Source organism: Xanthomonas codiaei, from assembly GCF_002939785.1.
In the GTDB taxonomy this organism is placed as follows: domain Bacteria; phylum Pseudomonadota; class Gammaproteobacteria; order Xanthomonadales; family Xanthomonadaceae; genus Xanthomonas; species Xanthomonas codiaei.
In genome coordinates this window covers 35,894-46,970 of the sequence record NZ_MDEC01000009.1, presented here as the reverse complement: position 1 = coordinate 46,970, position 11,077 = coordinate 35,894, and the positions used below count along the sequence as shown (strand labels likewise).

Sequence of the window (11,077 nt, the reverse complement as noted above, 5' to 3'; positions counted from 1 at the left end):
GGGCAGCATCGCTGCGAGGCGACCACCACAGGCGCGACAAGCACAACCGGTGGCACCCCTCATCCGGCGCTACGCGCCACCTTCTCCCGCCAGCGGGAGAAGCGATGCCGCACGTGATCTCTACGATTGCACCGCAACTGACCACTCACCCCTCCCTTCCCCCGCCTGCGGGGGAAGGTGCCCGAAGGGCGGATGGGGGCATGGGCCTGCACCACCAACACTCCACAGAACGCACAAGGCGGCCGAAGCCGCCCTGTCATTACATATCTGCAGACACCAAACTCAGCGCGTACGCTTCTTGCGCACGTACAGCACCAGCGAATGCTCTTCCAGCTCATAGCCGTGCTTGGCCGCGATCTGCCGCTGCAGCGCCTCGATCTCTTCGCTTTCGAATTCGATGACATGGCCGGTGTCCACATCGACCATATGGTCGTGGTGCCCGCCGCGGTCCAGCTCGTACACGGCCTGGCCGCCTTCGAAATTGTGCTTGAGCACCAGGCCGGCAGCCTCGAACTGGGTCAGCACGCGGTACACCGTGGCCAGCCCGATCTCGTCGCCGTGATCGAGCAACTGGCGATAGATGTCTTCCGCGCTGAGGTGGTGCTGGTTGCTCTTCTGTTCCAGCAACTCCAGGATCCGCATCCGCGGATGGGTCACCTTTAGCCCGACTTTGCGCAGGTCGTGGGTTTCCATGTGTTCTCCGTTCATTGGCGATTTAGCGCCAGCTGCCTTCAAACGGGTCGCGGCGACTGGTGGGAGTGTATCATCGGCGTGATTTCCTCAGCACTTACTCCCCGATGCGCAATCTCCTGCTGGTCGCCGCCGTTGCTCTGTCCACCGCTGGCTGCGGCATCATCTACAAGCAGCCGATCTACCAGGGCAATCTGATCAAGCAGAACGCCGTGGAGCAACTGCAGGTAGGCCAGAGCAAGCAGCAGGTCAGTGCATTGCTGGGCACCCCGTCGATCCCCGACCCGTTTCATGCACAGCGCTGGGACTACACCTCCACCCAACGCGTGGACCGCCTGGCGCGAACCGAGATCAAGAACTTCACCGTGTTCTTCGAGAACGACCAGGTGACGCGCTGGGAAGGCGACTACTTCCCGTCGCAGGACGAGCAACTGGCCAAGTCGGCACCCAAGCAGTTCGGCCGCAATCTGGCACGCGACAAGAAGAAGCAGCGCGGCCGTTGATGCGCTCGGTCAGGGGGCGTTCGACGCCTGACCGCAGACCTGCCCCCGGACGCTATCCGCCTGCCCGCTTGCCTGGCCCGGCCCGTCGGCGACGCGCCTCCTTCGGGTCCAGCAGCAGCGGCCTGAGCAACTCCACCCGGTCGCCGTCGCGCACCTCCTGGGTCGGCTGGACGACCTGGCCGTGGATGGCGATTGCCGCAGGCGAATGCCGCTGTGCCAGGCCCGACGCGGCCACCGCCTCGGCCACCGTGGCACCCTCCGGCAGCTGGAGCTGCACCGCGCTGTAGCGGTCCGGCCAGGCCAGCACCACCTCGACCTGCACCGTCACTTCACGCCTCGCCGCGATCGGCGACCCGCACGAAATCGTTGACCATGCGGTCGGCCAGGCCCTGGAAACCAAGCGCCAGGGCCGGACCCAGCAGGCGCGAACTGGTCTCCACTTCCAGGGTCAGGCTGACCTTGCAGGCGTTCTCGCCCAATGCCTGGAATTCCCACAGGCCCTCCAGGCGCTTGAACGGCCCGTCGCGCAGGTGCATCGCAATGCGCTCGGGGCGCTCGAGGATGTTTTCGGTGGTGAACCAGGTGCGGAACGTGCCCAGCCCCAGATCCAGCCGCGCCACGATATGCGCCTGATCCTGCTCGAGCACATGGGCAGCATCGCACCAGCCGAAGCGGCGCGGATAGGCGGCGACATCATTGACCAGATCGAACATGCGGGAGGCGCTGTGTTCGACCAGGGCGCTACGACGGATGGTAGGCATTCGCTAACTTGTGGAAGATCGTTTGACGACACCGAATCGGCGACAATGGCGTCATGAGCAAGAAACCATCCAAGGATAAAGCAAACGGCGCGAAGGCCACGAAAACCATCGCGTTGAACAAGCGTGCGCGCCACGAATACCACCTGGAAGAACGCTACGAGGCCGGCCTGGCGCTGCAGGGCTGGGAGGTCAAGGCGATCCGAGCCGGCCGCGCCAACATCGTCGATGGCTACGCCTACGTCCGCTCAGGCGAGATCTACCTGATCGGCGCGCAGATCACCCCGCTGATCCAGGCCTCCACCCACACCGTGCCGGTGGAGCGGCGCGACCGCAAGCTACTGCTGCACCGGAACGAGATCGACAAGGTGCTCACCCGGGTCGAGCGCGAGGGCTACACGCTGGTGCCTACCGCGCTGTACTGGAGCAGCAACAAGGTCAAGCTGGAAATAGCGCTCGCCAAGGGCAAGCAGAACCACGACAAGCGCGACGCCGCCAAGGACCGCGACTGGCAGCGCGACAAGCAGCGCGTGATGCGCCGACATAACCGCGATGCCTGAGGGGCGGGGATTCGGGATTCGGGATTTGGGGATTCGTTACAGCGGTTGTGCGTGAACTGGCACGCCGCTGGCTTGCGATCCATTTAGGTATCAAGGCAAGGCGTGGCCTTGCTGCTCTTGCCAATCCCCAATCCCGACTCCCGAATCACGTCGCCCCGAGCATTCGCATCAAGTTCGGCACTCCCCTGCCCTGCACATAGCGGTCGCGCTCCAGATCGGTGCACGTATCGAGCATCAGTTGCTTGACCCGGTCCGGGAAGCCGATGAACTCGCGGCGTGCCGACAGAAAGCCGGCCAGTACGCCGGAGACGTGCGGTGCGGCCATGCTGGTGCCGCTCATCTCCACCATCAGGCTGGCAGGATCCTTCGGGTCGAAGTCATAGTAGGCCGAGACGATCTTTTCGCCCGGCGCCACCACGTCGGGCTTGCCGCGGCCATCGGCGGTGGGCCCGCGCGATGAGAAATACGACACCCCGTAGTTGTGCGGGCTGCTCTTGTGCACCGAGCCCACCACGATCGCTTCTTCGAGATTGCCCGGGTCGCTGATCGACAGGTCCATATTGGCCGGATACGCACCACCGTCGTTCTGCATCAGCCAGGTCAGCCCCTCGTTGCCGGCTGCCACCACCACCAGCACGCCCTGCCGCCATAGCCGGCGCAATTCGTTGCACAGCGGGGTGAAGCCGCAGCCGTAGCTCTCGGGATCGAAGCAACCGCCCAGGCTCAGGTTGACCCCGTGGATCACCAGCTCGCCGGCGCGTTCGTTGATCGCGGCCACCTGCTGCACCGCCTTGATCATCCACGAATCGCGGCCGTTTCCGGCATCGTCGAGCACCTTGAAGCCATACAGGCGGGTGTCCGGCGCCATGCCGGCAAATTCCAACGGGCTGCCGGGATTGCCTTGCGGGTCGGGAATCGAGGCATGGCAGTGGCCGGCGATGATGCCGGCGATGTGGGTGCCATGCCCATGCCGGTCCAGCCCGGCAAACGTTTCGCCGTCGGCACGGGTGAGCTGCCTGGGCGCGCCGCGCCGCGTGCAATCCCACTGCGCCACCACGTTGTCGCGCTGGCCCTTGACGTAGAAATGCGGGTGGCTGGCCGCGATGCCGGTGTCCAGCACCGCCCAACCGATCTGCTGCCCGCGTGCGCGATACGCGGTGCGTGCCGCATCGGCGTGCAGCACGTTGCCGGAGACGTGGATCAGCGCGCGCTTGCCGGCATCGCGCCAGACCCGGCGAAAGCCCAGTGCGCGGTAGCGGTCTTGCAGCGACTCGATCTCGTAGCGCGTCAGCCGTGCGGAGACGAAACGCTGCAAGCCATCCTCCAGCTCGATCGCCTCGTCCAGCGCATCGCCCTTCAAGCCGGTGCTATGCCCGGCGATCTGCCGCAAGTGCGCCAGCAACTGGGCGCGCACGCCGCCCGGGTCCGTGCCCAGCACCCGCCGATCCAGCTCGATCAGCACCTCGTGCCGATACTCGGCGCCATGCGCTTCGAGCTGCTCGCTGAGATCCTTGATCAGCACCGCGTTGGACACCGGCTGATCGAACCCGACGCCGACCGCCTGACGCACCGCCGCGCGCACCTGCGGAATCGACAGATATCCCGAGCCCGAATGCGGGTTGTCCTGCCAATCCGTATTCAGGCGCGCGGCGGCCAGATTTTCGAAGCGTCCCTTGGCATTGCCGATGTCGTCGGTGAGATCGGGGTCCAACGCGATCGGGTCGCGGGTATCGGCCACGTTGAGCCAGCGTTGCACGCAGTCGGGAAACGGCAGTTTGCGGGTGCCGGTCCAGCGCTTGAACATGCTGCGCACCTGCGGCAAGCCCAGCGGCGACCCCACGCTCACGAACAGCGTCACCTCGCACTCCGCTGCCTGCAGTTGCCGCAGTACGTCGTAGGCGATCATCGAACCCTGGCTGTGCGCGACCACCACGAACGGCCCGCCACCGGCACGCAGCCGCTGTGCCAGGCTCTCGCGCATCAGCGCCGCGCGTTCGGGCACGAAGAACAGGTCATGCACGTCCTGCAGCAGCGCGGCGGAGATCAGCCGCAGCAGCACCCGGTTGATGGCATCGATCGGGCCCTTGACCTGCACGCTGCCCGCTGTGCCGGCACCTTCCAGTTCGTCCAGCAGGCGATGCAACTCCGCGCGTTCCTGTGCGTTGTTGGCCAATGCGTCGGCCAGCAGATGCAGGTCCTGCGTGCCCGGCACCAGGCCCAGGGTGCTCAGCGCCCGTTGCACGCTCTGGTTCAGCGCCGGCCCCACATCGCGGCTGTCGCAGCTTCCCGGCTCGGGCACCGGATAGCGCTCGCGATTGACCCAGTAGGCCATCCGCGTGCGCTCGCCCATCGGGCGCCCGAACAAGGCCTTGTCCCACTGGCAACGCAGCACCTCGGCCGGCGGCTTGTTGCCGATGCCGTGGATGTAGATCACCGTACGCGCCCTGCCTTGCACGCGGGTGGTCGTAGCCTGCTGCACCTTGTCCGCTGGCGAGGCCGCCTTGTCGCGCTGCCGGGGAGCGGGCCTGGTAGTCCTGCGCGGCGCCGCGCGTGCCGATCGTGGACGTGGGGGCTTGCCTGTCGCCATCGCTTCGCTCCTTCGCTTCCGGACTTTTCCGTTCGGTACGGACTGAAGCAACTGTAAGCGCTGGAAGTCGCACCACTTGTGACAGGGCGCGCCGATCCCTACACTGATCGGGTCAGCGTTTGATGCTTTCCCCGGGGGTGCACTGGTTTCGACGGGGGTCGCGAAGTCGCTTGGCGCATGCCGAGGGGGCAGCTTTCCTCGTTAATCCAGCAGCAAACTTTTAGTTGCCAACGACGACAACTACGGTTCGGACTTCGCTATCGCCGCTTAATTGGCTTTAGTTGTAGTTCTACAGCCGCCTAAGGCGAACCCCCGAAACTACTTGTGCCCGTGCTCGTAGATGTAGGGTCATTATCACGGAACCGCCGGTAGTGGCTGCCTGTCAGCTGCCGGTCAGATCAAGCAGGCTGGTTCTCAGGTGCGCTTTGCCCGCCGTGCTGCCTGGGGACGAGATCTAACGGAGGGATAAGCATGTAGTGCCGGGGATGGAGTGCTTCCGGACGGCGGTTCGATTCCGCCCACCTCCACCACACCACGGTCCTAAGACGACCGACCAAGGCCGGGAATTCTCGATATGGAGGATTCCCGGCCTTTTTCGTGGCCGAACCGACCGCCTGCGCGGCGTCCTGGACGGCGCGGGCCCCACGACAGCGCGCCGCGCGTCAGTTACTGACGCGGGTGGGCGGATCGTTGGTGGCGGTCGCCAGCCCCTGGCGTTGGCCTGCATGCGCCAGTGGCGCCGGTTTGTCGCCACGGAGTCGGTCGAACAGCGCCAGCAGTTCGGTGGCTTCCTGCTGCAGCAGGACCAGGGCGCTTTTGTTGGGTTCATCCATTCCACTGCTCCGACGACGCTCCCCAGCGTCCTGGTCGATCGGAGCAAACTGCATGCCAACCTGGCCAGGCCGGTCATGTGAAGCCACCTTTCATCGGACCGCACCCACGTGCCCTGCCCTGCCTAGCCTGGCGCTGTGAGACCCAACGGATCACCGTCATCGGGGGCAAAGATGTTTCGGCGAAACAGCCCTACCAGCACGGCGACGACCACGGTGGCCACGATGGGCCGTGCCGTCGAACGGCGCGCCGCTCAGCGGACAGCCAGCGGCGTACGATCAGACGTATTCGAGCTGCCGCAGGGCTTCGGCGTGCATCGCTTCCAAGGTGACCATGCCCGCGACGCGGGCGGCGGCCATGGCGCTGCGATGGGTGGGAAAGGTGTGCGACAAGCTGGCGCCTGCCAATTCGCCGGCCCTGCCGGCGCCGATCTGGTCGATGCGCCAGCCTGCGCTCCAGGACATGGCCGTGTCGTTGCACTGCGCCGCGCGGCAGGTCAACCGATAGCTTCCAAGAAAAATGACCAAGGGGTGTTCGGCTCGACGGAGTGCGCCGAGCATACCGCCGCACAGGCATGACGGCGAGTGCGGCCCCATCTGCCAGCTGACTGGCCGCTACGTGCGAGCACGCCGCTTGCCTCGACTCAACCAGACCATCGGTCTCGGGAGCACGATGCTGACCAGGAAAGCCAAACGCGGCACCGCAGGGGCCTTGCTGCTGAGTGACGCCATCTTCGTGATCGGCGTGGGCGGCTACCTCGCCACCCAGCGCTCGCTGATCAATGCCGGGCGGGCGGCGCATCCACAGGAGGTGCTTGCCGGTATCGACGAAATCCAGGCGGGCCTGCTGTCGGCAGAGTCGTCGGTGCGCAGGCACGTGCTGACCGACAAGAGGCGTCTCCCGGCGTGTAGCCGATGCGATCTGGCGCCTGCCCGAGCGCATCGCGCAGCTAAAAGCGCTGATGCAGGACACTCCCGTGCAACGGCGCAGCGCACCGCCGCCTGGTAAACCTGCCGCTGGTGCAGGTCGACGATCTGTTGCACGAGTGCGGGGCAGCCCCCCGGAGTTCCGAGTGCGCGAGCAGCGGCGCATGCGCCGCACGCTGCACCTCGGCGGGCTGGCAAGGACGTTGAAACGACCGTCGTTACCGGACCACTTCGGCCTCGCTATGCGTCTTGACTCATAGCCCCCACGGCTGCGTCCAGCCAACGATTGCCTGCGCGCACTACGCTGCCCGAAAACGCTCGCGCATCGCGTACATACAGGCAGCGCGCCTGTCGCGCATCACGACAATGGCCCGATCGACCGATCGCGGACCCAGGATCCGCGCGCCTCAACGCGGGGCTTGACCATCCTCATCACCCGGAATCAGGCCGGCGCCGGCCAGCATGCCGTCGATGCGGCTGCGCACGTAATCCGCGTCGTCATGCCCGGCGCTACGTAGCACCGCTTCGGCACGCGCCTGGAAATCGAGGTAGTCAAAGTCTGCGTCCTCGTCGGCAGACAGCTGCGGCAGTGCGTTCTGCAGCGCATCCAGGCAGGCATCGAGCTCTTGGCGTGTAGGCATAGCGAACTCCAACGACAGGCGCACTACGGTTGCGGCGGGGCCGTCAAGGATGCGCGAAGCCTTGCCATAGAACGCTTCATTTTCCTACCCGCTGCGGCGGTATCGCGCATGCTCAACTTTTGCAGCGGGCGGCCGATAATGAGGCCGACTCCTACAGAACCTTCCATGTGATCCTCCACCTGCGGCGGGATTTCCGCCTTGGCATCGTCAAGATGCTCGGGCCAATCACCGCGCTGTTGCTCTGCCTCTATGCGGTGTATCTGGCCGTCACCGGCCAGGTCGTGACGTGCCTGATCACCGCCGCACTGGGCATGCTGGCGATCTGGCGTGGCTGGAAGATGCGCAATGCCGAGCGCACCGGCACCGGCGGCCTCTGGCTGGCATCGATCAATGTCGCAGGCTGCCTGGTGGGTTGCTGGACCGGTGGCGATGGCGCCCTGCCCTGGCTGTTCCCGGTGCTGGCCACCAACTATTTCCTGTGCGGGCCGCAGCGGGCGGTCTTGCTGAGCCTGCCGTTGATGGCCGCGCTGCTGCTCCTGCCCGGCCTGATCGTCAGCCCGGGCCAGGGGGTATCGACCGTGGTGGTGACGCTGGTGACGCTGGCGGTGGGGTACTCGTTCTCGTTGCGCATGCAGGACGACCGCGTACATCTGGAAGAGTTGGCCTCGCTGGATGCGCTCACCGGCCTGCCCAACCGGCGCATGCTCGAACGCGCGCTCACCCATCAGATCGACCAGCGCCAGCCGCAGGAGCGGCTCAACAGCCTGATCATCCTGGACCTGGATCACTTCAAGGAGGTCAACGATCTGTACGGACACGCTGCCGGCGATGCGGCGCTGTCGGATCTGGCCACCATCCTGCGCTTCGAAGTGCGCGAGCCGCACCAGGTGTTCCGCTTTGGCGGGGAAGAATTCGTGGTGCTGCTGCGGGCCGGTTCGCTGGCCGAACTGGAGGCGGCCACCGAGCGGTTGCGCAAGGTGATCCGCAACGGGCTGCGCGGCCCGGGCGGGCGCATTACCGTCTCGCTGGGCGCGGCCCGCCATGATGGCGAGACGCATTGGCAGGACTGGTTTTCGCGCGCCGATGCGGCGCTGTATCTGGCCAAGAACAGCGGCCGCGACAGCGTACGGGTTGCCGACTGAGTCCAGCGACCACGGGCGGCCACGCCGGGCTGCCCCGCTGAAAGGTCGGTGCCTGCAAGCGGGTCGCACGATCTCTGCAAGCCACTGAAGCCGCTCGGCGCAGTGGCGACGCACCACAACTGCACCAGGCTGCGCCGAGCGGGCAAGGCGCAGCCTCATGGCGTCAACCAGGCATCTTCAAACAGGTTCATCCGGGGCGCCTGGGCGCTGGGTTGGCCTGGCAGCGCCCATCGTCCAGACCAGCCCCGGATGAACCACCTGCCGAGCGATCACATCTGGCGATCGACCACGGCCACCGGGGCGGCAGGCGCCTGCTCCTGTTTCCAGCCGCCCAAGGCCTTGTACACGCCGACCACACCGACATTGACTGCCGCCTCGGCCTGCGCCAGGGCATCGTCGGCCGCCAGTTGGGTGCGCTGTGCATCCAGCAGGGTCAGGAAGTCTTCCGAGCCTTCGCGGTAACGGATCTGCGCCAGCTGTTCGGCACGCCGTGCGGCATTGGCCTGTTCGACCACGATCGCCAGGCGCGCCTGTTGCCGGCCGTAGCCGATCAAGGCGTTTTCGGTGTCTTCCAGCGCCAGCAGCACGGTCTGCTGATACTGCGCCAGCGCACCTTCGGCCTGCGCCTTGCTGGCACGCAAGCGTGCCCGCACGGTGCCGAAATCGAACGCCGCCCAGCTGATCGACGGGGTGACCGACCAGGCCTTGGCATTGCCCTCGGTCAGCCGTGCTGCATCGCCGGACAGAAAGCCGACAAAACCGCTGACGCTGATACGCGGGAACAGATCGGCCGTGGCCACGCCCACCTGCGCAGTGGCCGCCGCCAACCGGCGTTCGGCGCTACGCACGTCCGGGCGCTGACGCAGCAATCCGGCCGTATCGCCCAGCGGCAACGGGCGCGCAAACGCAGGCATGCTGCGTGCCACCAGGGTGGCATCCAGCGCATTGGGCTGCTGGCCGAGCAATACCGCCAGACGGTGACGGTACTGCGCCTCGGCGGTTTCCAGCAGCGGAATATCCGCCTCGATGGCCTTCAGGCGCGCCAGGCTGCTCTGCACATCCAGTTCGCTGCCGGCGCCCAGATCACGACGGGTCTGGGTCAGTTTCTGGGTGTCGCGCAGGTTGCCCAGGGTGCGCTTGGAGACGTCCAGCTGCTTTTGCGTGCCGCGCAACTCGAAGTAGTTGCGCGCCACTTCCGCCGCCACGGTGACCTGCACGTCCTGCAGGTTGGCCTGTTCGGCGTCCAGGTCGGCGCGCGCCGCTTCCGATGCACGGCGCTGCCGGCCGAACAGGTCCAGTTCCCAGGCCGCATCCAGGCCCAGGGTGGTCTGTTCGGTGAGGAAGCGCTGGTTGCCGGCGATCACCTGCTGCTGCTCGCGACGATCGAAGCTGCCTTGCGCAGTGATGTGCGGGGCCTGGTCCAGGCGACGCTCGACGAACACCGCACGCGCCTGCTTGACCCGCGACACCGCGATACGCAGGTCGTGGTTGGCGAACAGCGCATCGCGGACCAGCGTTTCCAGCACCGGGTCGTCGAACTGCGACCACCAGTTGCCGACCGGCGATTCGGTGCTGAAGGACGCGTCGCGCGCGCCCTGCAGCGTGACCGAGGCGGGCGGGTCGGGCCGGTAATCCGGCCCCACCGCGCAACCGCTGAGCACCAGCGCGGCCAGCGCCGTGCCGAGCAATCTTCTTACCATGGCAAGGTCTCTCCCAGGTGGGTGTAGCTGCCGGTGGGGCCGTGGGCGTCCAGCAGCGCCATCTGCACGCTGCTGTGCGCGCCCTGCTCTACCTCGATCTCGCCCTCGCCACTGTTCATGTCGGTCTTGACGTAGCCCGGATGCACGGTATTGACCTTGATCGGGGTGTCGCGCAGTTCGTAGGCCAGATGCACGGTCCAGTTGTTCAAGGCGCTCTTGGAGGCGTTGTAGGCCGGCACCTTGAAGTGGTAGATCGGCGAATCGGGCTGGCTGTGCAGGGTGAGCGAACCGAGGATGCTGGAGACGTTGACCACGCGCCCGGCCAGCGAGCGGCGCAGCAACGGCAGGAATGCATTGGTCACGCCGACCACCGCGAACAGGTTGGTGTCGAACGTGCGCTTCCAGGTGTCCAGGCTTTGCTCGGACGGCTTGCGCTGCACGTCGTCGATCATGATGCCGGCGTTGTTGACCAGGATATCCAGATGGCCGTGACGCTCCTTCACCGTGCCGACGGCTGCGGCGATGCTGATGTCGTCGTTGACGTCCAGTTGAATCGCCTCCACCGGCAGGCCCTCGGCCTGCAGCTTGAGCGCGGCGGCCACGGCGTCGTCGCGCTTGCGCCCGGCCAGCAGCGTGTGCACGCCGGCCTGGGCCAGTTGCCGGACGGTTTCCAGGCCGATGCCGCGGGTGGCGCCGGTGACCAGTGCGATCTTGGTGTTGCTCATGGTGTCAGTCCTTA

12 protein-coding genes, 1 other RNA gene and 1 pseudogene are annotated in these 11,077 nt (G+C 66.2%); 5 read left to right on the top strand and 9 right to left on the bottom strand.

What is annotated here, in order from left to right; all coding sequences use genetic code 11:
- Positions 1–282 precede the first annotated feature (282 nt).
- Positions 283–693 carry a ferric iron uptake transcriptional regulator gene (gene fur / locus XcodCFBP4690_RS08510; protein ID WP_064508877.1) on the bottom strand — a complete coding sequence of 137 codons (411 nt, stop codon included), beginning with the start codon at positions 691–693 and terminating at the stop codon, positions 283–285.
- A 104-nt stretch (positions 694–797) separates the two neighbouring features.
- Between fur and XcodCFBP4690_RS08505 the strand changes: the two genes are divergently transcribed.
- The gene (locus XcodCFBP4690_RS08505) at positions 798–1,193 is read left to right on the top strand and encodes an outer membrane protein assembly factor BamE (protein WP_104540533.1); all 396 of its coding nucleotides are present in this window, start codon (positions 798–800) and stop codon (positions 1,191–1,193) included.
- A 52-nt stretch (positions 1,194–1,245) separates the two neighbouring features.
- Here XcodCFBP4690_RS08505 and XcodCFBP4690_RS08500 read toward each other — a convergent pair whose 3' ends face one another.
- On the bottom strand, positions 1,246–1,515 hold the full coding sequence (locus XcodCFBP4690_RS08500; RefSeq protein ID WP_104540639.1) for an RnfH family protein: 270 nt from the start codon (positions 1,513–1,515) through the stop codon (positions 1,246–1,248).
- Positions 1,516–1,522: 7 nt separating this feature from the next.
- Entirely contained in the window at positions 1,523–1,954 is a 432-nt protein-coding gene (locus XcodCFBP4690_RS08495; RefSeq protein ID WP_064508875.1) for a type II toxin-antitoxin system RatA family toxin, read from the bottom strand.
- Between the two features lie 53 nt (positions 1,955–2,007).
- Between XcodCFBP4690_RS08495 and smpB the strand changes: the two genes are divergently transcribed.
- A complete protein-coding gene (gene smpB, locus XcodCFBP4690_RS08490) occupies positions 2,008–2,511 on the top strand; it encodes an SsrA-binding protein SmpB (protein WP_029221007.1) in 504 nt (167 codons plus the stop codon).
- A 145-nt stretch (positions 2,512–2,656) separates the two neighbouring features.
- On the opposite strand, the gene XcodCFBP4690_RS08485 is transcribed toward smpB, so the two are convergent.
- Complete coding sequence (locus XcodCFBP4690_RS08485; RefSeq protein WP_104540532.1) at positions 2,657–5,098, bottom strand: S8 family serine peptidase; 2,442 nt, start codon at positions 5,096–5,098, stop codon at positions 2,657–2,659.
- Between the two features lie 133 nt (positions 5,099–5,231).
- Between XcodCFBP4690_RS08485 and ssrA the strand changes: the two genes are divergently transcribed.
- Positions 5,232–5,628: a transfer-messenger RNA gene (gene ssrA, locus XcodCFBP4690_RS08480) on the top strand.
- A gap of 132 nt (positions 5,629–5,760) precedes the next feature.
- On the opposite strand, the gene XcodCFBP4690_RS22705 is transcribed toward ssrA, so the two are convergent.
- The gene (locus tag XcodCFBP4690_RS22705; RefSeq protein WP_167394531.1) at positions 5,761–5,931 is read right to left on the bottom strand and encodes a hypothetical protein; all 171 of its coding nucleotides are present in this window, start codon (positions 5,929–5,931) and stop codon (positions 5,761–5,763) included.
- Positions 5,932–6,207: 276 nt separating this feature from the next.
- Positions 6,208–6,456, bottom strand: coding sequence for a hypothetical protein (locus XcodCFBP4690_RS08475; RefSeq protein ID WP_104540638.1), 249 nt, complete (start codon positions 6,454–6,456; stop codon positions 6,208–6,210).
- 145 nt (positions 6,457–6,601) lie between these two features.
- Between XcodCFBP4690_RS08475 and XcodCFBP4690_RS08470 the strand changes: the two are divergent.
- A pseudogene (locus tag XcodCFBP4690_RS08470) lies at positions 6,602–6,972 on the top strand (CHASE3 domain-containing protein); the annotation flags it as partial.
- A 290-nt stretch (positions 6,973–7,262) separates the two neighbouring features.
- Here XcodCFBP4690_RS08470 and XcodCFBP4690_RS08465 read toward each other — a convergent pair.
- Positions 7,263–7,508, bottom strand: a complete 246-nt coding sequence (locus tag XcodCFBP4690_RS08465; RefSeq protein ID WP_104540637.1) for a hypothetical protein — start codon at positions 7,506–7,508, stop codon at positions 7,263–7,265.
- Positions 7,509–7,663: 155 nt separating this feature from the next.
- Between XcodCFBP4690_RS08465 and XcodCFBP4690_RS08460 the strand changes: the two genes are divergently transcribed.
- Positions 7,664–8,638: a GGDEF domain-containing protein gene (locus XcodCFBP4690_RS08460; protein ID WP_104540530.1), complete on the top strand. Its 975-nt coding sequence runs from the start codon at positions 7,664–7,666 to the stop codon at positions 8,636–8,638.
- 269 nt (positions 8,639–8,907) lie between these two features.
- Here XcodCFBP4690_RS08460 and XcodCFBP4690_RS08455 read toward each other — a convergent pair whose 3' ends face one another.
- On the bottom strand, positions 8,908–10,338 hold the full coding sequence (locus XcodCFBP4690_RS08455) for an efflux transporter outer membrane subunit (protein WP_104540529.1): 1,431 nt from the start codon (positions 10,336–10,338) through the stop codon (positions 8,908–8,910).
- The gene (locus tag XcodCFBP4690_RS08450; RefSeq protein ID WP_104540528.1) at positions 10,332–11,063 is read right to left on the bottom strand and encodes an SDR family oxidoreductase; all 732 of its coding nucleotides are present in this window, start codon (positions 11,061–11,063) and stop codon (positions 10,332–10,334) included. Before XcodCFBP4690_RS08450 ends, XcodCFBP4690_RS08455 begins: the two co-directional genes overlap by 7 nt.
- Between the last annotated feature and the right edge of the window lie 14 nt (positions 11,064–11,077).

What these genes read in the sequence shown, in the direction of transcription:
- fur (WP_064508877.1), bottom strand. Translation starts at nt 693, where the DNA reads ATGGAAACCCACGACCTGCGCAAAGTCGGGCTAAAGGTGACCCATCCG.
- XcodCFBP4690_RS08505 (WP_104540533.1), top strand. Translation starts at nt 798, where the DNA reads ATGCGCAATCTCCTGCTGGTCGCCGCCGTTGCTCTGTCCACCGCTGGC.
- XcodCFBP4690_RS08495 (WP_064508875.1), bottom strand. Translation starts at nt 1,954, where the DNA reads ATGCCTACCATCCGTCGTAGCGCCCTGGTCGAACACAGCGCCTCCCGC.
- smpB (WP_029221007.1), top strand. Translation starts at nt 2,008, where the DNA reads ATGAGCAAGAAACCATCCAAGGATAAAGCAAACGGCGCGAAGGCCACG.
- XcodCFBP4690_RS08485 (WP_104540532.1), bottom strand. Translation starts at nt 5,098, where the DNA reads ATGGCGACAGGCAAGCCCCCACGTCCACGATCGGCACGCGCGGCGCCG.
- XcodCFBP4690_RS22705 (WP_167394531.1), bottom strand. Translation starts at nt 5,931, where the DNA reads ATGGATGAACCCAACAAAAGCGCCCTGGTCCTGCTGCAGCAGGAAGCC.
- XcodCFBP4690_RS08455 (WP_104540529.1), bottom strand. Translation starts at nt 10,338, where the DNA reads ATGGTAAGAAGATTGCTCGGCACGGCGCTGGCCGCGCTGGTGCTCAGC.
- XcodCFBP4690_RS08450 (WP_104540528.1), bottom strand. Translation starts at nt 11,063, where the DNA reads ATGAGCAACACCAAGATCGCACTGGTCACCGGCGCCACCCGCGGCATC.